At 73.9% G+C, this 22964-nt stretch carries 23 protein-coding genes; 8 read left to right on the top strand and 15 right to left on the bottom strand.

The features are described 5' to 3' along the window. Positions 1–64: 64 nt before the first annotated feature. Positions 65–832, bottom strand: coding sequence for a hypothetical protein (locus ACIQG9_RS07390; protein ID WP_400399043.1), 768 nt, complete (start codon positions 830–832; stop codon positions 65–67). Further along, positions 829–1545: a helix-turn-helix domain-containing protein gene (locus ACIQG9_RS07395; RefSeq protein ID WP_400399044.1), complete on the bottom strand. Its 717-nt coding sequence runs from the start codon at positions 1543–1545 to the stop codon at positions 829–831. The genes ACIQG9_RS07390 and ACIQG9_RS07395 overlap by 4 nt, the downstream gene beginning before the upstream one ends. A 109-nt stretch (positions 1546–1654) precedes the next feature. Between ACIQG9_RS07395 and ACIQG9_RS07400 the strand changes: the two genes are divergently transcribed. Beyond that, the gene (locus ACIQG9_RS07400) at positions 1655–2455 is read left to right on the top strand and encodes an alpha/beta fold hydrolase (protein WP_400399045.1); all 801 of its coding nucleotides are present in this window, start codon (positions 1655–1657) and stop codon (positions 2453–2455) included. 105 nt (positions 2456–2560) lie between these two features. Here the strand turns inward: ACIQG9_RS07400 and ACIQG9_RS07405 are convergent, their stop codons facing one another. From ACIQG9_RS07405 to ACIQG9_RS07420, 4 genes are all read right to left on the bottom strand, one after another. Then, positions 2561–3520: an asparaginase gene (locus tag ACIQG9_RS07405; RefSeq protein WP_400399046.1), complete on the bottom strand. Its 960-nt coding sequence runs from the start codon at positions 3518–3520 to the stop codon at positions 2561–2563. Positions 3521–3613: 93 nt separating this feature from the next. Next, positions 3614–4441, bottom strand: a complete 828-nt coding sequence (locus tag ACIQG9_RS07410) for a 3-keto-5-aminohexanoate cleavage protein (protein WP_400399047.1) — start codon at positions 4439–4441, stop codon at positions 3614–3616. Positions 4442–4567: 126 nt separating this feature from the next. Further along, positions 4568–5680 carry a YgfZ/GcvT domain-containing protein gene (locus tag ACIQG9_RS07415; RefSeq protein WP_400399048.1) on the bottom strand — a complete coding sequence of 371 codons (1113 nt, stop codon included), beginning with the start codon at positions 5678–5680 and terminating at the stop codon, positions 4568–4570. Continuing rightward, positions 5677–6081, bottom strand: a complete 405-nt coding sequence (locus ACIQG9_RS07420; protein WP_400399287.1) for a Fur family transcriptional regulator — start codon at positions 6079–6081, stop codon at positions 5677–5679. The genes ACIQG9_RS07415 and ACIQG9_RS07420 overlap by 4 nt, the downstream gene beginning before the upstream one ends. 93 nt (positions 6082–6174) lie before the next feature. On the opposite strand from ACIQG9_RS07420, the gene ACIQG9_RS07425 reads away from it, so the two are divergent. Beyond that, complete coding sequence (locus tag ACIQG9_RS07425; protein WP_400399049.1) at positions 6175–7023, top strand: aminotransferase class IV; 849 nt, start codon at positions 6175–6177, stop codon at positions 7021–7023. 4 nt (positions 7024–7027) lie between these two features. Here ACIQG9_RS07425 and ACIQG9_RS07430 read toward each other — a convergent pair whose 3' ends face one another. Together ACIQG9_RS07430 and mtfM are read right to left on the bottom strand one after the other, a co-directional pair. Further along, positions 7028–7618, bottom strand: coding sequence for an FABP family protein (locus ACIQG9_RS07430; RefSeq protein WP_400399050.1), 591 nt, complete (start codon positions 7616–7618; stop codon positions 7028–7030). A 63-nt stretch (positions 7619–7681) separates the two neighbouring features. After that, positions 7682–7786 (bottom strand): small membrane protein MtfM, encoded by a 105-nt coding sequence (gene mtfM / locus ACIQG9_RS07435; protein WP_036376929.1) that lies wholly within the window; start codon positions 7784–7786, stop codon positions 7682–7684. Positions 7787–7798: 12 nt separating this feature from the next. Here mtfM and ACIQG9_RS07440 point away from each other — a divergent pair, with 12 nt between their 5' ends. The 3 genes from ACIQG9_RS07440 to ACIQG9_RS07450 all read left to right on the top strand — a co-directional run bounded on the left by ACIQG9_RS07440 (position 7799) and on the right by ACIQG9_RS07450 (position 10719). Continuing rightward, a complete protein-coding gene (locus ACIQG9_RS07440; RefSeq protein ID WP_400399051.1) occupies positions 7799–8173 on the top strand; it encodes a DsrE family protein in 375 nt (124 codons plus the stop codon). Positions 8174–8287: 114 nt separating this feature from the next. Further along, positions 8288–8665, top strand: coding sequence for an SCP2 sterol-binding domain-containing protein (locus ACIQG9_RS07445; RefSeq protein WP_400399052.1), 378 nt, complete (start codon positions 8288–8290; stop codon positions 8663–8665). Next, positions 8665–10719: a glycogen debranching N-terminal domain-containing protein gene (locus tag ACIQG9_RS07450; protein ID WP_400399053.1), complete on the top strand. Its 2055-nt coding sequence runs from the start codon at positions 8665–8667 to the stop codon at positions 10717–10719. Before ACIQG9_RS07445 ends, ACIQG9_RS07450 begins: the two co-directional genes overlap by 1 nt. Positions 10720–11162: 443 nt before the next feature. On the opposite strand, the gene ACIQG9_RS07455 is transcribed toward ACIQG9_RS07450, so the two are convergent. Beyond that, positions 11163–12011 (bottom strand): hypothetical protein, encoded by an 849-nt coding sequence (locus ACIQG9_RS07455; RefSeq protein ID WP_400399054.1) that lies wholly within the window; start codon positions 12009–12011, stop codon positions 11163–11165. Between the two features lie 30 nt (positions 12012–12041). Beyond that, on the bottom strand, positions 12042–12527 hold the full coding sequence (locus tag ACIQG9_RS07460) for a winged helix-turn-helix domain-containing protein (RefSeq protein ID WP_400399055.1): 486 nt from the start codon (positions 12525–12527) through the stop codon (positions 12042–12044). Between the two features lie 291 nt (positions 12528–12818). On the opposite strand from ACIQG9_RS07460, the gene ACIQG9_RS07465 reads away from it, so the two are divergent. After that, entirely contained in the window at positions 12819–17195 is a 4377-nt protein-coding gene (locus tag ACIQG9_RS07465) for a S8 family serine peptidase (RefSeq protein ID WP_400399056.1), read from the top strand. 188 nt (positions 17196–17383) lie between these two features. Here ACIQG9_RS07465 and ACIQG9_RS07470 read toward each other — a convergent pair whose 3' ends face one another. The 5 genes from ACIQG9_RS07470 to ACIQG9_RS07490 form a co-directional block, all read right to left on the bottom strand. Next, entirely contained in the window at positions 17384–17704 is a 321-nt protein-coding gene (locus ACIQG9_RS07470) for a DUF1416 domain-containing protein (RefSeq protein WP_400399057.1), read from the bottom strand. 3 nt (positions 17705–17707) lie between these two features. Then, the gene (locus tag ACIQG9_RS07475) at positions 17708–18556 is read right to left on the bottom strand and encodes a sulfurtransferase (RefSeq protein ID WP_400399058.1); all 849 of its coding nucleotides are present in this window, start codon (positions 18554–18556) and stop codon (positions 17708–17710) included. Between the two features lie 201 nt (positions 18557–18757). After that, positions 18758–18835: an Ms5788A family Cys-rich leader peptide gene (locus ACIQG9_RS07480; RefSeq protein WP_331214547.1), complete on the bottom strand. Its 78-nt coding sequence runs from the start codon at positions 18833–18835 to the stop codon at positions 18758–18760. Between the two features lie 119 nt (positions 18836–18954). Continuing rightward, the gene (locus ACIQG9_RS07485) at positions 18955–19743 is read right to left on the bottom strand and encodes a DUF2993 domain-containing protein (RefSeq protein WP_400399059.1); all 789 of its coding nucleotides are present in this window, start codon (positions 19741–19743) and stop codon (positions 18955–18957) included. 103 nt (positions 19744–19846) lie between these two features. Then, positions 19847–20893: a hypothetical protein gene (locus ACIQG9_RS07490; RefSeq protein ID WP_400399060.1), complete on the bottom strand. Its 1047-nt coding sequence runs from the start codon at positions 20891–20893 to the stop codon at positions 19847–19849. Between the two features lie 252 nt (positions 20894–21145). Between ACIQG9_RS07490 and ACIQG9_RS07495 the strand changes: the two genes are divergently transcribed. Together ACIQG9_RS07495 and ACIQG9_RS07500 are read left to right on the top strand one after the other, a co-directional pair. Next, complete coding sequence (locus ACIQG9_RS07495; protein WP_400399061.1) at positions 21146–21862, top strand: winged-helix domain-containing protein; 717 nt, start codon at positions 21146–21148, stop codon at positions 21860–21862. Positions 21863–22039: 177 nt separating this feature from the next. Continuing rightward, complete coding sequence (locus ACIQG9_RS07500) at positions 22040–22948, top strand: polysaccharide deacetylase family protein (protein ID WP_400399062.1); 909 nt, start codon at positions 22040–22042, stop codon at positions 22946–22948. Positions 22949–22964: the final 16 nt, after the last annotated feature.

Genomic DNA, 22964 nt, shown 5'->3' on the forward strand with positions numbered 1-22964 from the left:
CAGCATATGCCGACGACCCCGGAAACGTCCGCCAGGACGCTTCCGGGGTCGGTGTCGGGGAACGTCACTCGGCGGCCGGGCGGGTCCGCTTCGTCGTCTTCGGCAGCTTCGCCGAGGGGCTGTCGGCCGGCTTGGCGGCGGCGTCGGTGGCCCGACCCGTGGCGGCCTTGGTGGCCCGGGGCCGGGGGGCCTTGGCGGCGGCCGGCTTGGCCTCGACGACCTCGGCCACGTCGGCCGGGGTGGGCGTACGGTCCTCGACGGCCTCGGCCGGGGCCGGCGTACGGTCCTCGCCGATCGTGGTCCTCGCCTCGGCCGGAACGGTGGCCTCGGTGGCCTCGATGTCGGCGTTGACGGTGTCGGCGGCCTCCAGCACACCGGCACCGACCACCCGCTCGCCCCGGGCGATCAGCGCGCCGTACGCGGCCAACGCCCGTTCCTGGGCGGCCTGCGCCCCGGCCAGTACGACGGCGGCGTTGCGGGTGGCGGCCCCGCGCAGCCTGTCCAGGTCCAGCTCGGCCCGGAGCCTGTCCAGATCCAGCTCCGTACGCAGCTTGTCCAGGTGCAGCTCGGCCGGGGCGGCCTTCTCGCGCAGGCCGGTCGCGGTCAGGTTGGCGGTACGGAACGTCTCGGTGGCCTTCTGGCGCAGCTCGACGCCGGTGACGACGGCCTTGCCGCCCAGCTCGGTGACGACCTTGGCACCGTCGGCGACGACCCGGTTGCCCAGCTCGGTCACCACGGTCGGGAGCTTGCGCAACTGCTGGTAGGCCAGCTCGCCGGCGCCGGCGGCGGCGTAGAGAGGGGCCGGGATGCGGTTGGTCTTCGGCTGGGTCATGACAGTTCCTCCTCGGCCGCTCCGGCGGCCTTCCGGGCCGCGATCGGGGCGGCCTCGCTGGTGCGGGTACGGGTGGTGGGCGCGGGTGCGGTCCCCGCCTCGGTGACGGCGACCGATTCGAGAACGGCCTCAGTCGGGGTGCCCGCCGGGGTGGTGGGCCCGGTGGCGGCCGGCGTGGCACTGGCCGCCGCCTCGGTCGGCTCCGCCGGCACGACAGGCTCCGCCGGCACGACAGGCTCCGCCGACACGGCAGGCTCCGTCGACACAGTGGGCTGCGCTGGTGTCGTCGGCGTGGCCGGTGCGGCCCCGGTGGCGGCCTGGTCCGGCGGGGTGGCGGCGGTCTGCTCGGCGGCGGCGGTGGCCTCGGCGAGACGGGCGTTCTCCCGGCGGAAGGTCTCGTAGATCTGGCTGAGTGACTGCTTCTGCGCCATCGTCAGGTCGGCGTCGACGGCGATCGCGGCGAGCACCCCCTGCCCCTCCTTGTCGTCGAGCAGCCCGGCCCGCAGGTACATCGCGGGCGTCGAGACCCGCAACGCGCTGGCGAGCTGCTGGAGCACCTCGGCGCTGGGCTTGCGCAGGCCCCGCTCGATCTGACTGAGGTAGGGATTGCTCACCCCCGCCTGCTCGGCGAGCTGGCGCAGCGAGATCTTGGCGTTCCGGCGTAGATCACGGATGAATCCGCCGACGTCGGGTAGATCCTTGGGTGCGGCCATACCCCAACGGTAGTCCGCGCTGCTAGCTCCAGCAAGCAAAATGCTTGCCAGAGTTAGCGAGGTAACAAAGCGCGTTGCGGCCCGGATGTCCGGTCCGTAGCTTGCAGGCGTGACGAAGAAGCTCGACATCAACGGGACCACCCTGGCGTACGACGAGAGCGGCAGCGGTAGCCCGGTGCTGCTGCTGCACGCCGGCATCGCCGACCGCCGGATGTGGCACGGTGTGCTGCCCGCCCTCGCCGACCGGCATCGGGTGATCGCCCTCGACCTGCGCGGCTACGGCGACTCCGCGCTGCCACCGGACCCGTTCGCACACCACGACGACGTGGTCGCGGCGCTGGACGCGCTCGGCATCGCGCAGGCGGCCCTGGTCGGCTGCTCGTTCGGCGGGGCGGTGGCGGTCGACACCGCGCTGGCGTACCCGGATCGGGTGTCGGCGCTGGCCCTCTTCGGCGCGGCCGTCTCCGGCCACGAGTGGTCGGAAGAAACCGAGGAGCTGTGGGAACGCCTGGTCGGCGAGGTCGACCCGGAGGACCTGGCGGCGAGCGCGGCCGGCGAGGTCCGGTTCTGGGTGGTCGGGCCGCACCGCCGGCCGGAGGACGTGGACCCGGCGCTGGTCACCTTCGCCGAGGAGCTGGACCGCCGGGCTCTCGCCGCCGAGCAGGCGCTCAGCGCGGTCGACGTCGCCGAACTCGACCCACCCGCCATCGACCGCCTCGGCGAACTGCGGCTGCCGGTGCTGGTCACCGCCGGCGCGGCCGACGTACCCGACATCGTCCGGCTCGCCGACCGGATCGCCGCCGAGGTCCCCGGTGCGGTACGCCTGCCCGACGTGCCGGACGCCGCCCACCTGCTGCCGCTCGAACGCCCCGAGCCGGTCGCCACGGCCCTGCGCGACTTCCTGGGCTGAACGGCCCGCGCCCCAGCGGGCGGGATCGACTCCGTTTGGCGCGAACAGCGCTGTCCCAGCTCTTCGGTCACGCCAGTTCGGCCATCCGGAGTCGATCAAGGCGGGTCACCAGACGGCGCGGACCGCCCCCACCGGCAGGCCGCCGCCGAACAGCGGCAGTTCGGCGTACTCGGTCAGCACGGGGGCGTCCACGCCGAGCCGGCGCAGCGCGGAGACCAGCACCGGCATCCGGGCCCGGGTGGCACCGTCATCGATCTTGAGGGCGACCGCGCCGACGCCGGGCAGGGCGGCGGCGATCACCCCCTCCGCGCCGATCTTCGCCAGCACCCCCGGTACGCCGCGCATCAGCCGGGTGTCGTCCGACCAGGTGCCGCCGACCAACTCCGGGTGGGTCCGCATCGCGTCCGCCACCGTACGCGGCACGGTGCCGAGTTCCGCCGTCACCAGTCGCAGGTACGCCCGGGCCAGCCCGGTCAGCGACACCGCCAGCACCGGCGCACCACAGCCGTCCACCCCGACGGCCGCCGCCGGCTCACCGGTGAACTCCTCGATCGCGGCGGTCAGCGCCTGCTGCAACGGGTGCCCCGGCCGCCAGTACCCGTCCAGCGGCCAACCGGCGGCAAGGCAGGTCAGCAGCATCCCGGTGTGCTTGCCCGAGCAGTTCATCGCCAGCCGGCTCGGCCCGCCACCGGCCCGCAGCACGGCCTCCCGGGCCGCCTCGCCGAAGGGCAGGTCGGGCGGGCAGTGCAGCGCGTCCTGGTCCAGCCCGGCCGCCCGCAGCAGGGCCGACACCCGGGCCAGGTGGAAGTCCTCGCCGGCGTGGCTGGCCGAGACGAGCGCCACGTCGGCCGGGTCGGTGAGCGCCAGGCCGGCCCGGAGCATCCCGACCGCCTGCATCGGCTTGCTCGACGAACGGGGAAAGACCGGGGAGGTCACGTCCCCCGCCCCGGCCACCGGCGCACCGGCGGCGTCGAGCACCACCACCGAGCCGCGGTGCATGCCCTCCACGAACCCGGACCGGACCACCTCGGCGAGCGGCGTGCCGCCCTCGTACGTCGTTGCCACGAGTGGAAGGTACCGACGGGGCCGGCAGAGCCGACACCGGGGTGACCAGCGGCATCGTCCACCGGCGTACAGGGGTGCCGGGCGGAGCGGGACTTACCAGCCGAGCAGCCGGCGGGCCTCGGCGGTGGTCAGCGGCGGACGCTGGGCGAGCTGCGCGAAACCGACCGCGCGAGCGACCAACTGCATGTTGGACTCCACCGGGCGACCCTTGGCGTAGGTCACGGTGTCCTCCATCCCGACCCGGAGGTGACCGCCGGTCGAGAGCGAGGCCAGCATCACCGGGATGGTGCTGCGGCCGACGCCGGTGGCCGAGAAGGTGGTGCCCTCGGGCAGGTCACGCAGCATCTGCTGGGCGGCGACCAGGGTGCCGGTGGTGCCCGGCATCCCGCCCGGCACACCCATCACGAAGTCGACGTGCACGTGCCCGCCGTGCGGCAGCCCGTACCGACCGAGCAGGCGCTGCAACGCGGTGAGGTGACCCAGGTCGAAGATCTCGTACTCGGGCACGATGCCGCGCTCCTGCATCCGGGTGTGCAGGTCGACGATGAACTCCCAGCGGTTGAGGAACACGTCGTCGCCGAAGTTGACCGTGCCCATCGTGCAGGAGGCCATGTCCGGCGCGGCGTCCAGCACGGCCAGCCGGTCGGCCTCCGGGTCGGTGACCGCGCCGCCGGAGGAGAGCTGCACGATCAGGTCGGTGCCCTCCCGCAGCGCCGTCACGGTCTCCCGCAGCCGGCCCTGGTCGAGGGTGGGCCTCGCCTGGTCGTCCCGGATGTGGACGTGGATCACGGCCGCGCCGAGCGCCTCGCACTCCTTGGCGGTCAGCAGCAGCTCGTCGAGGGTCACCGGCAGCGCCGGCACCTCCGCCTTGGCCGACTCCGCGCCGGTCGGGGCAACCGTGATCAACGTCCCTGTCGTCATGCCGGCGATCGTAGCCGCCCCGGCCGGCTCCAGTCGACGGCCGGAGCCAGCCAGGACGGGAAGAATCACTGCCTCACCCGACAGAAGAGAAAACCTTCCGGTTTTCTGGGCACGGGCGCGAGACACTTACTCCAGATCGATCGCGGCGGCGGTCTCCCCGACCAGCAGCCGGGCGTCGTCGCCGACGTTGCGCTTGACCACGGCGAGCGCGACCTGCCCCCACTCGTAGTGGTGCACCGCCGTGCCCACGAAGCCGACCGCCCGGCCGTCCAGGGTGACCGGGGTGCCGGCGGCCGGAAGCTGGTCGGTGGTCACCCCGTCCAGGTGCAGCAGGACGAGTCGACGCGGCGGCCGGCCCATGTTGTGCACCCGGGCGACCGTCTCCTGCCCCCGGTAGCAGCCCTTCTCCAGGTGCACCGCCGGGGCGATCAGGCCCACCTCGGCGGGGATGGTGCGGTGGTCGGTGTCCACCCCGACCCGGGCTCGCCGGGCGGCCACCCGCACCGCCTCGTACGCCCACAGCCCGGCCAGCGGGACCCCGTTGCCGCGCAGCTCGGCGACGACCTGGTCGAGGGCGGGCCGGGGCACCAGCAGGTCCACCCCGAGCGGGCCCCGCCGGGCCCAGCCGCCGACGGCCAGCGGCTTCAGGTCGTACCCGACGGTGGGTCGGGACGGCAGCTCGCCGGAGCGGAACTTCGGACCCGGCACCGCGACCGCGTCGGGTGCGGCGAGGCCGGTGACGCCGAGCGCCGCGACCGCCCCGGCCGCCTCCGGCCCGACCAGCGACAGCAGCGCGTGGTCCGGGGTGGCGTCGCGCGGCTCCACCTGGCTGAAGAACCGCATCTTCTCCAGGTACGTCAGCAGCCCGGCGGTCAGCCCCGGCTCGGTGTCCAGCCAGGTGGTCTCGCCGTCCTCGGCGACCATGGCGTGCTGCTCGACGTGCCCGTGCGGGCTGAGCACCAGCAGCTCGGTGCCCTGCCAGGGCCGTAGCGCGGCGAGGTGCTGGCTGGTCAGGGTGTGCAGCCAGCCGATCCGGTCCGGGCCGGAGACGGCGACCACGCCCCGGTGCGAGCGGTCCACCAGGCCGACCCCGGTGGTCAGGGTGCGCTGCTCCCGCATCGGGTCGCCGTAGTGCGCCGCGACGCCCCGGACGCCGGCCGCCCGGTGCTCCGGATCCGGCTGGTCCCGGCTGGCCTCGTCGATCGCCTCGACGGCCACCGCTCCCGCGATGTCGATCATGTCGGTTCCCCGTCCTCACAGTTGCCGCAGACGCCGAAGAGCGCCACGTGCCCGATGTCCACCCGGAAGCCCCGCTCCGTCGCGAGCCGGTCGGCCAGCGGCCGGAGCAGTTCCGGGTCGATCTCGTCGACCGCGCCGCACTCCCGGCAGACCAGGTGGACGTGCTGGTGCTCGCCGGCGGCGTGGTAGGTCGGCGAACCGTGCGACAGGTGGGTGTGGGTCACCAGCCCGAGCCGTTCCAGCAGTTCCAGCGTTCGGTAGATGGTGGTGATGTTGACCCCGGCGGCGACCTCCCGGACCGCGGTGTGCACCTGCTCCGGGGTGGCGTGCCCCAGGTCCAGCACAGCCTGGAGGACGAGTTGCCGCTGCGCCGTCAGCCGCAGCCCACGGGAGCGGAGCATTTCCGCGAGGGAGGATTCGGACACCGTCCGATCATAGTTCGGCCCCCGCCGGGCCCCCGCCGGGTGACCGGTGGGCCACTAGGCTGGGCGGTCATGGTGGCATCGAGGATCGCCGTGCTCGGCCGGGGCGTCGTCCCGCCGACCGAGCCGGTGCTGCGCGGCGACGACCTGGGCGTGCTGCACGGGGACGGGTTGTTCGAGACCATGCACCTGCGCGGCGGACGCCCCTGGCTGCGCACCGCGCACCTGGCCCGGCTCCGGGCCGGCGCCGCCGCCGTGGAGTTGCCGCTGCCCCCGGACGAGGCGCTGGTGGAGCTGCTGGACAGCGTCAGCGACGGCTGGCCCGCCCCGGTGGAGGGCACGTTGCGGCTGGTCTGCACCCGGGGGCCGGAGGGCGGCGGGCTGCCCACCGTCTACGCCACCCTGGGCGAGGTCCGGGCCAGCGCGAAGCGGGCCCGGCGGGACGGGGTGACCGTCGCCACCCTACCCCTCGGGGTGCCGGCGACGGCCCGGCCCGAACTGGGCTGGCTCCCCGCCGGCATCAAGTCCACCTCGTACGGGCACAGCAGCGCCGCCCGACGCTGGGCGGCCCGCAACGGGGTGGACGACGTGCTCTGGGTCTCCTCCGACGGCTACCTGCTGGAGGGGCCGAGCGCGAACGTCGTCTGGCTGGACGGCGACACGCTCTGCACGGTGCCGGCCGCCAGCACCGGCATCCTGCCCGGCACCACCTGCGCCTGGCTGCTCGGGCACGCCGCCGAGGTGGGCCTCGGCGCCGCCGAACGGATGGTCACCCCGGACGGGCTGCGGGCCGCCGGGGGTGTCTGGCTGACCTCGTCGGTGCGCGGCCTGGTGGAGGTCAGGACGCTGGACGGCGTCGCCCGGCGGCCCGCCCCCCACACCGGGCGGCTCCAGGAGCTGCTGGCCTTCCCGCTGCCCTGACGCCTCAGCCCGCCACCCGGGTCAGCCGGGCGGAGAGGTGCGGGGAGAGACCGTGGCCCACGGCCGCCATCTCCTGGGCGTAGAGGAGCGCGCCCTCGACGATGCCGAAGAGCCGGGCGCCCGCCGTCACCTCCTTGGCGGTGGCGGTGCGCACCACCGCGTCGGTGGCGAACTCGATCTGGGTGCCCGTCCGCTTGCCGATGTGCAGCTCCATGATGCCGGTGGGGGTGGTCATCAGGGCTTCCAGCTCGTCGGTGGCGCGGTCGCCGTCGAGCACCGGACGCCACCAGCCCACCTCACGCCCGGCCGGGCGGACGGGCCGGCTCTGCTCGTCGAGGAGCCAGGCCCGGGACTCGTAGAACAGGAACGGCCGGCCGTCGTGGCTGATCCGGATCTCCTGGGCGTAGTCGAAGTCCTCGATGGTGGGGAAGCCGCCCCGGCCCCGGCCGCGCCACACCCCGACGTACGGCAGCAGGCCGTCGAGGGCGGGGTGCAGCTTCGGGCCGACCCGCAGGTCGTGGCTCTCCTCGTACGGGTACTCCTCGACCGGCGGCGCGTTCAACCACGGCGGCTGGAGCGGGTTCTCATCGCTCACCGGTCGCTCCGTCCTTCTTCGTTCGCGACTGCGGGGCTCGTAGACCCGGCTCACTCCTCGCGCTCACCAACGTCCTCTCGACATGCGTACGGCCAGGTAGACCAGGCCACCGGCGAGCGCGCCCAGGCCCGCGACCAGCAGGCTGACGAACCCGATCTCGGTAACCATCATGGTCATTCTATGCTGGGCACCATGGCCCGCACTCTGGTCGTCAAGGCCACCGCCGGCGCGGACGCGCCGGAACGGTGCGCCCAGGCATTCACGGTCGCCGCCACCGCCGCTGCCGCCGGGGTGGAGGTGTCGCTCTGGCTGACCGGCGAGTCCACCTGGTTCGCCCTGCCCGGGCGGGCCGAGCAGTTCGAGCTGCCGCACTCCGCGCCGCTGGCCGAGCTGCTGCACGTCATCCTGACCACGGGCCGGGTGACCGCGTGCACCCAGTGCGCGGCCCGCCGGGAGATCGGCCCGGACGACGTGCTGCCAGGGGTCCGGATCGCCGGCGCGGCGGTCTTCGTCGAGGAGGCGACGGCCGACGGGGCCCAGGCGCTGGTCTACTGACCGGCCGGCTCCACCGACCAGCCGACGTCCACCGATCGGCCCGGGCTTCCCGTCCGATCTGCGCGGTGTGCCGATACTGAACCTATTTGTCGGCTCACTGCCTACCATTCGGATGTGAACGAGGCGACGGATGAGTTCTTCGCATCGCTGCCGGCGCGCGCCCCGGCGGTGCTGCGTGCCCCCATCACCGGGACGCTCCAGATCGACCTCACCACCGGCAACCGCACCGACCACTGGCTGGTCCAACTCGGCCCCGGCAAGGTGGTGGTGAACCGGGCCCGAGGCCCGGCGGACGCCATCTGGCACAGCAGCGCCGACCTCTTCGAACGGCTGGTCACCGGGCGCGCCCAGGGCATCTCGGCGGTACTGCGCAACGAGGGCACGTTCGGCGGGAACGTGATGCTCTTCCTCGTCTTCCGCCGCTTCTTCCCCAACCCGCCCGGCGTCCGCGACCCGCGGGAGACCGCCCGCGATCAGGTGGGACGGGGCTGATGGAGCAGCGGGTCAGCATCCTCGACGGCAACACCTTCCTGGTCTGCGACCGGCGTGGGGACATCGAACCGTCGTTCGACTTCCCCACCGGGCTCTTCTCCTTCGACACCCGCTTCCTCTCCACCTGGCTGCTCACCCTCGACGGGGAACGGCTGCACGCCCTCTCCATCGACGACGCGCACTCCTTCCGGACCCGCTTCTTCCTGGTCCCCGGCGAGCCGACGCACTACCTCGACGCCAAGGTGTCGGTGATCCGCAGCCGGGCGATCGGCGGCGACCTGACCGAGGAACTCACCGTGCTCAACCACTCCGGCCGGGAGATGCGGTTCAACCTGCGGCTGGAGATGGGCTCCGACTTCGCCGACCTCTTCGAGATCAAGCACAAGCGGCCGAAGAAGGGCCGGACCACCGCCTCCGTCGGCGAGAACGAGCTGCGACTGACCTACCACCGCGATGCCTTCGAGCGCGAGGCGTTGATCTCCAGTACCGCCGACGCCCACGTCGACCAGGCCGGCATGACCTGGTCGATCGCGGTGGGGCCGCACGGCGAGTGGGGCACCCGGCTGACCGTGGCCACGGTCATCTACGGGGCCCGGGGCGAGGACGTCCGGGCAACCACCCCGTTGGGCAACACCCGCAGCCCGGCCGTCATCCGCGCCGAGCAGGGCGAACTGATCGACCAAGCACCGAAACTCGGCTGCGACTGCGAGCCGCTCGCCGGGGCGTACCGGCAGAGCCTGCACGACCTGGCCGCGCTCCGGTACGAGTCGATCACGCTGGGCGTCCGGCTGGTCGCCGCCGGCCTGCCCTGGTTCATGACCCTCTTCGGGCGGGACAGCATCTTCACCTCGTTGCAGGCGCTGCCCTTCCTGCCCGAACTGGTCCCGCCGACGATCATGATGCTGGCCGGGCTCCAGGGGTTCCGGCTCGACGACTTCCGCGACGAGGAGCCCGGCAAGATCCTGCACGAGCTGCGCTACGGCGAGACGGCCGGCTTCGAGGAACAGCCCCACTCGCCGTACTACGGCTCGGCCGACTCGACCCCGCTCTTCGTCATCCTGCTCGACGAGTACGAGCGCTGGACCGGCGACGTCGCGCTGGTCAAGCAACTGGAGTTCGCCGTCCGGGCCGCGCTGGACTGGATCGACAGCTACGGCGACCTGCTCGGCACCGGATACGTCTGGTACCGCACCCGCAACCCGGAGACCGGGCTGGAGAACCAGTGCTGGAAGGACTCCTGGGACGCCATCTCGTACGCCGACGGCCGGCTGCCCGGCTTCCCCCGGGCCACCTGCGAGATCCAGGGGTACGCCTACGACGCGAAGCTGCGCGGCGCGCGGATGGCCCGGCAGTTCTGGAACGACCCGGCGTACGCCGACCGGCTGGAGCGGGAGGCGGCGGCACTCAAGGAACGCTTCAACAAGGACTTCTGGATCCCCGAGAAGAACTACTACGCCCTCGCCCTCGACCCGGACGGGCGGCACGTCGACTCGCTCACCTCCAACATCGGCCACCTGCTGTGGAGCGGCATCGTCGACGAGCCCCGGGCCGCCCGGATCGCCGAACACCTGCTCAGCCCCCGGCTCTTCTCCGGCTGGGGGGTACGCACCCTCGCCACCGGGGAGGGCCGCTACAACCCGATCGGCTACCACGTGGGCACGGTGTGGCCCTTCGACAACGCCTTCATCGCCTGGGGCCTGGCCCGGTACGGCTTCCGCGACGAGGCCGGCCGGATCTGCGAGGCGATGCTCAGCGCCTCGCGCTACTTCGACGGACGGCTACCCGAGGCGTTCGCCGGCTACGAACGCGGCCTCACCGACTACCCGGTGCAGTACCCGACCGCGTGCAGCCCGCAGGCCTGGTCCGCCGGCACGCCCCTGCTGCTGCTGCGGGTCATGCTCGGACTGGAGCCGCAGGGCGAACACCTGATCATCGACCCCCTGGTGCCGGAGGGCATGGGCCGGGTCGAACTGCTGGACATCCCGGGCCGGTGGGGCCGGGTCGACGCCCTCGGCCGCAGTCGCGGCCCCCACGACGAACACCGCGGCCACTGACAACCCGCCCGCACCGCCGCACCACCCCCGCCACCGCACTGCCCACACCGCCGCACTGCCCACACCGCCGCATCACTCCCGCCGCCCGCGCTACCCCGCCGCCGCACCGCCCCGCGCCGCGCCGCCGCCCCGCGCCGCCCCGCCGCCGCACCGCCGCCCGCCCCGCCGCCGCCCGCCGCCCGCCGCCCGCCGCCCGCCGCCCGCCGCCCGCCGCCCGCCGCCCGCCGCAAGATCGTGCTACTTCCAGGATGTAGTGGCCTCGGGACGCCGGGATACCACTACATCCTGGTTCGAGCACGATCATGGGATGGTCCCGACGTCGCCGCACGGGCCACGACAGCAGAGCAAGCCACGACGGCAGCACCAGCCACGGCAGTAGAGCGGGCCAGGACGGCAGGACCGACCACGGCGGCAGGGCTGGCGGGGGCGCTGGTGGAACTGGGTCAGGCGGGGCAGCCGGTGGAGGTGGAGACGCGTACCCGCTCACCGGTACCGTCGGCCAGCACGGTGACCGGGCCGCTGCGGTAGGCGTACACCTCGGGCAGGTCGGCCACCGGAGGGCCGCCGGCCAGCGGCCGGAGCCCGGCTAGCGACACCGGTGCGGCACCGGCCGCGACGGCGACGGTACGGGCCGTGCCGCCGGTGGGGCAGGGCGCGGTGACCAGCTCGGGGGCACCCTGCGCCGGACGTCCCAGCGCCCGCAGCGCCGCGTCCAGCGCCGGGTCGGCGGGGGCGGCCGGCGGGGCGGGATAACCGGCCCCGGTCGGACGGCAGCCGGTGTCGGCGGTCAGCCGGACCCGCCCGCCGCTGGTGACCCGTCCCTCGACGGCGACGAACTCCCCCGCGTCGGCGCGCAGCCGGGGCCCCGACGAGCCGGCCCGCACGCCGGCCCGCCAGTCGGCCGGCAGCCGGTCGGCGACCCGCTCCAGCAACGCCCGCTCACCGCCCTCGGCGACCAGCACGTCCAGCCCCCGGCGCAGGGCCGCGCCGTCGGACATCGGGGTGATCCGGCAGCCCCGGTCGACCTGCGGCCCGGTCAGCGCCCAGGCGCCGTCGCCGACCGCCGCGACCAGTTCGCCGAGTGCCCGGTCCACCACCGGGCCGGCCTCGGCCAGGGTGCGCTGCTCCCGCACCGTCGGGGCGTCGTGCCGCACCGACCACCAGGTGAGCGCGCCCAGCAGCACCGCCCAGGCCACGGTCGCGGCCAGCAGCCAGCGCGCCCGGCGACGCCGCCGGGCGGGCTCGGACGGACCGGTCGGTGGGGCGTACCCCGGCTGGACAGCACCGCTCACGTGGTCATCGTGTCACGGGCCGACGGCCGGCTACCCGGGCGGTACGGCGAGCCGGTAGCCGACGCCACGCACCGTCTGCACCTGTGGGCCGCCCGACACCGCGCGCAGCTTGCGGCGTAGCCGCTTGACCGCCGAGTGCAGGATCGCCGCGTCGCCCAGCCAGGCACCGCCCCAGACCGAGCCGAAGATCCGCTCGTAGCTCCAGACCGCCCCGGGTGTGCCGGCCAGCCGGGCCAGCAGTTCCCGCTCCAACCGGGTCAGCGCCAGTGGGTCGCCCCGCCAGGAGACCAGGTGCCCGCCCGCGTCGACGACGAGGTCACCGCAGCGCACCGGCGGAAGCTCCGGTGCCGCCCCGTCGGCCGACAGCGGCACCGTCGGGAAGAGCATCGCGCGCAACTCGGCCAGGTCGGCGCAGACCACCACCGGCCCTACGTCGTCCAGCCGGCGGACCACCCGTTCCCGTACCGAGACGTCGGCGCTGACGCAGACCACGAACGGGATGTCGACACCGGACACACGCCCTCCCCAGGACCGCACCTGCCCGCTGCCGGCGGCCCCGGAGCCCAGAACGAAGACCGGCGGCGACAGGTGTCAGCCTAGCGGTCAGCATGGCGCCTGGTTACTGACCAAATACTGACCGACTCTATGCATTGATCGGCATGGTTCCCGACGTGAGCATGATTCACAGCGGACGTGGGGGCCACCACCACCCACCACCGGTCAACGCCCCAGCCGCTTCGCGTGGCCGGACCCCGGCACACGCGGCCGGACCCGAACCGATCGGGCCCGAAGACGTGGGGAGGAACCGTGTTCAGAAGACCGACCGGACGACCGGTCCGGTGGCGTGTGGTCGCCGCACTCGCGGCGGGCCTGCTGGGCCTCACCGCCCAACCCGCGCTGCCCGCCGGGGCGGCGCCGGCCAGCCCCCGGGCCACCGTGGACCGCCAGGTCCTCGACGGGCTCGCCGACGGCGGCACCGAGACCTTCCTGGTCTACCTGCGCGAGCAGGCCCCGCTCGCGGACGCGGCGCGGCTGCGTAGCCCGGACGCCCGGGCCGGCGAGGTGCACCGGTTGCTCACCACCACCGCCGAGCGGACCCAGCGCGACCTGCGGTCGGTGCTGGACGAGCGGAAGGCGTCCTACACGGCGTACTGGATCGCCAACGCGCTGCGGGTGAGCGGGGACCGGGCGCTGCTGGACAGCATCGCCGCCCGGCCCGACGTCGCGCGGATCGCGCCGACCCGCAGCTACCCGCTGATCCGCCCGGCCAAGGGCACCACCGCCGGGACCACCGCCGCCGGACCGGAGTGGGGGCTGACCAACGTCGGCGCACCCCGGGTCTGGGACGAGTTCGGCGACCGGGGCGAGGGCCTGGTGGTCGCCAACATCGACAGTGGCGTGCAGTACGACCACCCCGCGCTGGTCGGGGCGTACCGGGGCAACCTCGGCGGCGGCACCTTCGACCACAACTACGACTGGTACGACCCGGCCAACGTCTGCCCGCAGGACGCGCCCTGCGACAACAACGACCACGGCACCCACACCATGGGCACGATGGTCGGCGACGACCGGGCCGGCAACCAGGTCGGCGTCGCCCCCGGCGCGAAGTGGATCGCCGCCAAGGGCTGCGAGAGCAACAGCTGCTCGGACGCCTCGCTGCTGGCCGCCGGCCAGTGGGTGCTCGCCCCGACCGACCTGAACGGGCAGAACCCCCGGCCGGACCTGCGCCCGGACATCGTCAACAACTCCTGGGGCGGCGACGGCGGCGACCCCTGGTACCAGCAGACCGTGGCCGCCTGGCGGGCCGCCGGGATGTTCCCCGTCTTCTCCGCCGGCAACGACGGCCCGGCCTGCGGCAGCGCGGGCTCCCCCGGTGACAACCCCAACGCGTACGCGGTCGGGTCGTACGACGTGAACAACAACATCTCCAGCTTCTCCGGTCGGGGAAACGCCACCGACCCGGCCGGGCTGAAGCCGAACATCGCCGCCCCCGGCAGCAACGTGCGTTCCAGCGTGCCGGGCAACGGGTACGCGGCGTTCAACGGCACCTCGATGGCCGCCCCGCACGTGGCCGGCACGGTCGCCCTGGTCTGGTCGGCCGCGCCCAGCCTGCGCGGCGACGTCACCGCCACCGAGGCGCTGCTCGACAAGACCGCGACGGACGTCGACGCGACCACCTGCGGGGGCACCGCCGCCGACAACAACGTCTTCGGTGAGGGGCGGCTCAACGCGTACGAGGCGGTGCGGCAGGCTCCGCGTGGGCCGGTCGGCCAGCTCAGCGGCCGGGTCACCGACGGGGCGAGCGGCAACCCGGTCGCCGGGGCCACCGTCGGCGACGGCGAGCGCAGCGTCACCACCGGCGCGGACGGCCGGTACGCCCTGACCGTGCCGGCCGGCGAGATCACCCTGACCGTGTCCGCGTACGGCTTCCGCACCGCGACCGGCACCGTGACCGTCCCCGAGGGCGGCGCGGTCACCCGCGACTTCGCCCTGACGGCGACGCCGACGGTCACCGTCTCCGGCCGGGTCACCGACGGCTCCGGGCACGGCTGGCCGCTGTACGCCAAGATCGAGGTCGCCGGCCGCCCCGGCGCGCCGGTCTTCACCGACCCGGTGACCGGCCGGTACTCCTTCACCGTGGCCGGCAACACCGACTACAAGCTCACCGTCACCGCGAAGTACCCGGGCTACCGCACGGTGACCAAGGACCTCACCGTCGGGTCGGCCGCGGTGACGGCGGACGTCCCGGTCCCGGTCGAGGCGGCCTGCACCGCCGCCGGCTACAGCGGCAGCCTCAGCGCGCCGCTGCTGGCGGAGAGCTTCGACGGCACCACCGCGCCGGCCGGCTGGACGGTGCGCAACCGCACCGACAAGGGCGGGTGGGCGTTCAACGACCCGGGCGCGCGGGGCAACCTGACCGGCGGCAGCGGCGGGTTCGCGATCGTCGACAGCGACAAGCTCGGCTCCGGCAACACCCAGGACACCGACCTGGTCGCCCCGGCGGTCGACCTCACCGCCTCGGCCGCGCCGCTGCTGCGCTTCCGCAGCGACTGGCGGGCGGTCGGGATCAGCGACACCGCCGACGTCGACGTCTCCACCGACGCCGGTACGAGTTGGACGAACGTCTGGCACCAGACCGCCAGCCGGCGCGGGCCACGGGTCGAGGAGGTCCCGCTGACCCCGGCCGCCGGGGCGGCCGGGGCGCTGGTCCGATTCCGGTTCAAGGGCACCTTCGCCTGGTGGTGGCAGGTGGACGACGTCCAACTGGTGAACCGCGACTGCGCTCCCACGCCCGGCGGGCTGGTGGTCGGCAACACCACCGACCGCAACACCGGCGCGGCGGTCAACGGGGTGACCGTGACCAGCGTCGACCGGCCCACCGACACCGGTGTCTCGGCGGCGACGCCCGACGACCCGAACCTGCCGGACGGCTTCTACCACCTCTTCTCCGGGCTGACCGGGACCCACCCGTTCACCGCCTCCCGGCCCCCGTACGCCACGCTGACCCAGCCGGTGACGGTGGTGGCGGACGGCGTCCGCCGGGCCGACGTGGCGCTGGCCGCCGGCCGGCTCACCGTCAGCACCAGCAGCATCGAGGCGCACCAGCCGTACGGCAGCACCCGGAACACCAAGGTGACGGTGCGCAACACCGGTACCGCCCCGGCCGCCGTGGAGCTGTTGGAGCGGGGTGGCGGGTTCGAGGTGCTCTCCTCGGCCGGCGCGCCGCTGCGCGAGCAGGTGGTCAAGGGCATCAGCAAGGCCCGCACCGGCGCCCGGTACGGCGGCGCGGACCCCGGTGCCGCGCCGCAGGCCGACGACGCCTGGACCCGGATCGCCAACCTACCCGCGGCGATCTTCGACAACGCCGCGGCCAACCTGGACGGGAAGGTCTACTCGGTCGGCGGCGGTGGCACCGGCACCGAACGCAAGGCGTGGGTGTTCGACCCGGCCACCGGCACCTGGACGGCACTGCCCGACCTGCCGCACGCCCGGTCCAAGCCGGCCGCCGTCGGGATCGGCGGCAAGCTCTACGTGATCGGCGGCTGGGGTGCCGGCACCGCTCCGGAGCCGTCGGTGGACGTCTTCGACCCGGCCACCGGGGCGTGGAGCACGCTGGCCGGGGCGGTCAACCCGGCACCCACCGCCGCAGCCGGCACCGCCGTGGCGGGGGGCAAGGTGTACCTGGTCGGTGGCTGCGTCGACGCGTCCTGCACGGAGACCGACCGGCAGGTGGTGTTCGATCCGCGTACCGGCACGTTCACCACCGGTGCGGCCTACCCGCACCCGGTCTCCTGGATGTCCTGCGGCGGGATCGGCGCCCAGGTGTACTGCGCGGGCGGGGTCGCCGCCGACGAGTACACCGACGCCTGGCGGTACGACCCGGCGGCGGACGCGTGGAGCCCGCTGCCGAACCTCCCGGTCGATCTGTGGGGCTCCCAGTACGCCTCGGCCGGCGGCATGCTGGTGCTGGCCGGCGGGGTGACCGGCGGCTCGACCGCGGTGACCAACCGGACGGTCGGCTACGACCCGTCGACCAGTGCCTGGCGGAACCTGCCGAACGCCCAGTTCGGCCGGTACCGGGGCGCCGCCGCCTGCGGAGCGTACAAGATCGGTGGTTCGCCCAGCTCGTTCGTCGGCTCGGCGGAGAGCGAACGGCTCGGCGGGCTGGAGCAGTGCGCGGACGCCGCCGAGCTGCCCTGGCTCGGCACCGCCCCGACCAGCTTCACGCTGGAGCCCGGCGCGTCCCGGACGGTCACCGTCACGCTGACCGCCACGGCGGCGGCCGGGGTGGCCCAGCCGGGCAGGTACTCGGGTGAGCTGGGGGTCACCTCGGACACCCCGTACCCGGTGTCGCCGGTCGCGGTGGAGATGAACGTCTCGCCGCCGGCGAGCTGGGGCAAGCTCCAGGGCACGGTCACCGGGGTGACCTGCGGCGGTCAGACCGTCGGGGTGCCGGCCACGATCCGGGTGAACCTGGTCGGCTCGACCACCGGGACCACCCTGACCGCCGACGGTCAGGGCCGGTACGCCTGGTGGCTGCCGAAGGGCCGGTACGAGGTGATCGTGGCGAAGGACAGTTGGGTGCCGGAGGTCGTGCGCACCCAGGTCGAGGCGGGCATCGTCGGCACCCTCGACTTCAGCCTGGAACCGGCGTCCTCGTGCGCGAGGGCGTCCGGGATCTGACCGGGGCCACCCGGTGAGCACGGTGGCCGTCGACCCGCCCGGGTCGGCGGCCACCGTCGCGCCGGCCCGGCGGTCCGACCCCGACCCACCCCGCCCGCCGGACGGGCAGGCAGGCAGGCAGGCAGGCAGATGGTCGGGGCCGGTCACCCCTGATGGGGTGACCGGCCCCGGGCCGATCAGAGCGTGGGTCAGGCGACCGTCACGGATACCTCGTTGATGCCCCGGCCGGCGGCCACGGCGGTGTCACCGTTGCCGTGCCGGGACAGCGCCCGCAGGGTCCAGTTGCCGGGGGCGGCGAAGAACCGGAACTGTCCGGCCGGGGAGGTGACGACCTCGGCGGTGAACTCACCGGTCGAGTCGAGCAGCCGGACGTACGCGCCCGGCACGACCTCGCCGGACTCGGCCAGCACCTGGCCGGTGATGACGGTCTCCTTCTCCAGGTCCAGGCTGGCCGGCAGGGGAGCGGCCTGGTCCGGGGCGGCGCAGCCGGCGGCGGTGGGAGCAGTCATGGCTCACGCCTCCCCGGGCTCGTCGCCGAGCGCCACCGGCACACCGACCAGCGAGCCGTACTCGGTCCAGGAACCGTCGTAGTTCTTCACGTTGGTGTGGCCGAGCAGCTCCTGGAGGACGAACCAGGTGTGCGAGGAGCGCTCGCCGATCCTGCAGTAGGCGATGGTCTCCTTGCCGTCGTCCAGGCCGGCGTCGGCGTAGATCCGGCGCAGCTCGTCGTCGGACTTGAAGGTGCCGTCCTCGTTGGCCGCCTTGGACCACGGGACGCTGATCGCGGTGGGGATGTGCCCGGCCCGCTGCGCCTGCTCCTGCGGCAGGTGGGCGGGGGCGAGCAGCCGGCCGGCGAACTCGTCGGGGCTGCGCACGTCGACCAGGTTCTTGGTGCCGATCGCGGCGACCACCTCGTCGCGGAAGGCCCGGATCGAGGTGTCCGGCTCGCTCGCGACGTACTTGGTGGCCGGGCGGGTCACCGCGTCGGTCACCAGCGGGCGGGCGTCCAGCTCCCACTTCTTGCGACCGCCGTCGAGCAGCTTGACGGCGCGGTGGCCGTAGAGCGTGAAGTACCAGTACGCGTACGCGGCGAACCAGTTGTTGTTGCCGCCGTAGAGGATGACGGTGTCGTCGTTACCGATGCCCCGCTCGGAGAGCAGCGCCTCGAACTGAGCCTGGTTGACGAAGTCCCGGCGGATCGGGTCCTGGAGGTCGGTCTTCCAGTCGAGCTTGATCGCGCCGGCGATGTGGCCGGTGTCGTAGGCCGAGGTGTCCTCGTCGACCTCGACGAAGACGACGCCCGGGGCGTCGATGTTCTTCTCGGCCCACTCGGCCGAGACGAGTGCGGTGTCGCGACTCATCAGATCACTCCCTGGTGAGGATGGATGGTGAGCCAGCGCGGGGATCGAGATCGGTGATGTCGCACCACGCGCGGGACCCATAGAGGAACGGATCACGGGTTCGTGCGACGGCGCCGCTGCCGGGCGTTCGGAGGGTGGCACCGGTAGGTCAGTGGGACCCCGGGTGCGGTGGCCGCTAAGCGGCCGGAGACAGCCCCGCCGTCAGATGACGGAGCGACACAGGCAGGTGGCCACGCGGCACAGGTCGACCGCGCGCCGTTTGGTGAGGAGCGTCCCCATGGTGAGCGAGCCTACCAGCCGTCCCGGCTGGTGCCAGCCGGCCGACCAGCATGCGGGAAACGGCCCGGGGTTCCCGGGAACCCCGGGGGCCGGGCCGTGACCACGGGCTGAGCTGCGACTCAGCTCGCCGAGTTGATCGGGACGTCCTTCGCGTCGGCGGTCACCGCCAGCCCCTCGGGGCGCGGCTCGACCTTGCGGACGTTGAGCTGGAACGGCAACTCGGGCAGCGGCACGTCGACCGAGATACCCCGGGCGTAGTTGCGCAGCAGGGTGCGGGCCAGCGGCACGGCGGGCAGCCCCTCGGCGTTCAGGTCGTTGAAGCGCAGCGCCACCTTGCCGTTGTCCGCCACGGTCACCTCGGCGGTGCCGGTGACGGTGAGCTGCTGGCCGAGGATGTCGACCGGCGCGGTGACGGCCAGCCTGCCGTTCTGCTCGCCGAGCTTGAGCCCCGGCCGGTCCAGCAGCTTGGCCAGGCTGTCGTAGGTGACCGTGCCGGTGCCGTGGACGGTCTCGGCGACCACCTCGCCCTGCCCGGAGCGGAGGGTGTCCAGCGAGGCGCGCACGTTGCGGGCGGCGACGTCCAGCCGGGGCAGGCTGACCGCGTTCCCCTCGACCGAGCCCTGCACGTCGGTCAGCACGATGGAGATCCGCTCGTACCGGCCGTCGACCACCTGGGTGAGGAACGGGAAGCCGCCCACGTCCACCTGCGGCGGCGCGGAACTCGCGTGCTGCTTGGCGATCTCCTGCTTCACCTGGTCGGCGATGGCCCGCTCGGCCACCCCGGCCGCCACCCGGTCGGCCACCACCAGCAGCCCGGCCAGGATCAGCAGCAGGACGACCAGCACGACGAGCACCTTGCGCCCGCGCCGCCGGGGCCGCTCCTCGTACGCCGGGTACGCCTCCGACACGCCCGTCTCCCGTCCGTCGTCGCGCCGCCGTCCGCGTCGCGTCACCTGGTGCCGCCCCTACGGCGCACCGCTACTACCCGAGCGCCGGAACGCTCAACCACGGTCAGAGAAAGAGCACGCACATCGCGTACGCCGCCGGCGCGGCCAACGCGAACCCGCCGAGTGGCCCCTGCATGTGCCGGGCGATCCACATGGTGGGCGGCTCGCCGGCCATCAGCCGGCCCGCCTCGGCGTACCCGACGGCGAGGTCGGCGAGCACAGCGGTGGCCGCGGTGACCAGCCCGACCAGCGCGGCACTGGTCGGGGTGAAGCCGACCAGGTAGCTGCCGAGCAGGGCGCTGGTCAGGGTGCCGACCATCGCGCCGACGACCACGCCGGCGGCGCCCCGGGGCACCTGTGGGGCCAGCCGGGGCCAGGGCAGCACCGCGTCGGTGAGCCGGGCGACGGTGAGCGCCACCCCGGTGGCGGCGAGGCAGACGGTGATCGCCTGGGTGCCGGCCGGGATCCGACTCAGCGTGATCAGGGTGGCGAAGGCCACCACCCCGACCACGATCAGCAGCGTGGTGCCGAGCGAGTCGGTCACCCGTACCCGGTCGACCCGGCGCACGAGCTGGCCGAGCACACCGAGCAGGAAGCCGCCCACCGCCACGTACCCGAGCGGGGCCAGCCCGGCGATGTCGGACTGCACCGCGGCGACGTCGGCCGCCCCGGCGACCACGGCGCTGACCACCGCGACCAGCAGCAGCGCGGGCGGACGCATGGCCATCGTCCAGGCCAGCACGAAGAGCAACTGGACGCCGAAGACGATGAACGCGAACGGCAGTCGGTGCCCGGGGCCGGCGGTCTGCGCGCCGAGCACCAGGCCGACGCCGAGCAGCGCGGCGAAGCCGGCCACGGTCAGCGAGAGCGGCCGGCGGACCTCGACCGGCTCGAACGGCTCGTCGTCCGGCTCGACGGGTTCGTCCTCGCTGCGGCGCGGCTCGCCGCCCTTGCGGAACCGGTTCGGGCCGCGTTCCCGCCGGCTCCCGCCGTCGTCGACCGGCTCGGTGCGCGGCCCCGGTGGCAGGCCACGGGACGGGCCGGCGGGCCCGGTAGGGGCGTCGTCGGCCCACGGGTCACGGCCGGTCTCGGGCGAGGTGGAGGGAAACACGCACCGATCGTGCCAGACCAGGGGGCTCCGGCGGGGATCACGGTTTCGGCAACGTTAAAACCTGAGCCGCGATCACGGGCAGATCCGACAAACAGGAAAGGACGCCGAGGTGACACCGGGGCAATCGGTTACGCTCAAGCCGTTACCCGCCCGTCAGCGACGCCGGGACCCACGCAAGTTCGCAGCGCCACGCCCACCGGCGAGGTCGCTGGTCGCGTGCGGCCGTAGAGCCGCCGGGACGGAGGTGATCGTGTGGAGATCCTGCTGCTGGTGACCGCGCGCGCAGGTGAACCCTCGGCAGTGCTGCCGGCACTCGACCTGTTGCCGCACTCGGTCCGTACCGCACCACGTGACGTCCGCACCCTGGTCGCCGGGCCCAGCCCGGACGCGGTGCTGGTCGACGCCCGCTCGGAACTGAGCGAGGCCCGGGCCACCTGCCGGATGCTGCACGCCACCGGCCTCGGGGTGCCGCTGGTCGCGGTGGTCACCGAGGCCGGCCTGATCGCCCTGAACGCCGACTGGGGCCTGGACGACGTCATCCTCGCCGGGGCCGGCCCCGCCGAGGTGGAGGCCCGGCTGCGGCTCGCGGTGGGCCGGCTGAGCAACTCCACCGCCGGGGCCGGCGGTTCGATCCGGGCCGGCGAGCTGACCATCGACCCGGACACCTACGCCGCGAAGCTGAAGGGCCGTCCGCTCGACCTCACCTACAAGGAGTTCGAGCTGCTGAAATTCCTGGCCCAGCACCCGGGCCGGGTGTTCACCCGGGACCAGTTGCTCCGGGAGGTCTGGGGCTACGACTACTTCGGCGGCACCCGCACGGTGGACGTCCACGTCCGGCGGCTGCGGGCGAAGCTCGGCTCTGAGTACGAGTCGATGATCGGCACGGTCCGGCAGGTGGGCTACAAGTTCGTGGTCCCGCCGTCGTCCCGGTCGCTGCCGGAGTCCGAGCCGGCGCCGCTGCCGGTCTGACCCGGGGCGCCACCGCCTCGTCACACCGGAGCGCTATCTCCGATACGCCCCTTTTGCACCTGTTGCCGGCTCTATTCTGATTGCCGGGACTGGCAGGGCGGAAGGGGCGACGGTGCGTGCACTGACCACGGGGGCGACGACCGGGACGTCGCGCGATCCGGACCAGCGGCGGCTCTGATGCGCAGCGGTTCGACCGGCCGGGCCGTCGGCATCGTCACGCTGGTGCTGGCCGCCCTCCTCGGTTCCGCGTACGCGCTCGGGCGCAGTATGGTGCCCGACCCGCCCCGACGGCCCACCGGAGCGTCGGCGCACGTCGACGGCACCCAGTACGCCGAGCAGCCCGCCGCGCCGGTCTCCCCCACTCCCCGGGCGGCCCGCTCGGAGGCCACCGCCACCGCCACCGCCACCGCCACCGCCACCGACGGCGTACCGCAGGCGGGCGCGGATCCGGACGCCCCGCAGCCGGCCGCCGGCGGCGACGGCCCGTTCGGCAGCCACGCCAGCACCGGCTCGCCCCAGGTCGCCCTGACCTTCGACGACGGGCCCGACCCGACGTACACCCCCCAGGTGCTCCAGGTGCTCCGCGAGTACGGGGTCAAGGCGACGTTCTGCGTGGTCGGCGAGAACGCGCAGGACCACCCCGACCTGATCCAGGCGATCGTGGCCGACGGGCACACCCTCTGCAACCACTCGTGGAGCCACGACGTGCTGCTCGGCAACCGCACCCCCGCGCTGATCCGGGCCGACCTGGTCCGCACCGACGAGGCGATCCACGCCGCCGTGCCGGACGCGCGCGTGGCGTACTTCCGGCAGCCCGGCGGGGCCTGGACGTACCCGGTGGTCTCGGTCGCCGAGGAGCTGGGGATGACCCCGCTGCACTGGACGGTGGACCCCAACGACTGGCAGGCGCCGGGTGCCGCGAAGATCACCACGGTGGTCACCCGGGACACCGCGGCCGGCTCGATCGTGCTCATGCACGACGCCGGCGGGGACCGGCAGGGCACCGTCGACGCGCTGCACCGCATCCTGCCCGACCTGATGAGCCGGTTCCGGTTGGAGGCGCTGCCGGTCGACGGGACCACGTGAGCCGTACCGGCCGGAA

Origin of the sequence: Micromonospora sp. NPDC092111 (assembly GCF_044755745.1) — a bacterium.
In the GTDB taxonomy this organism is placed as follows: domain Bacteria; phylum Actinomycetota; class Actinomycetes; order Mycobacteriales; family Micromonosporaceae; genus Micromonospora.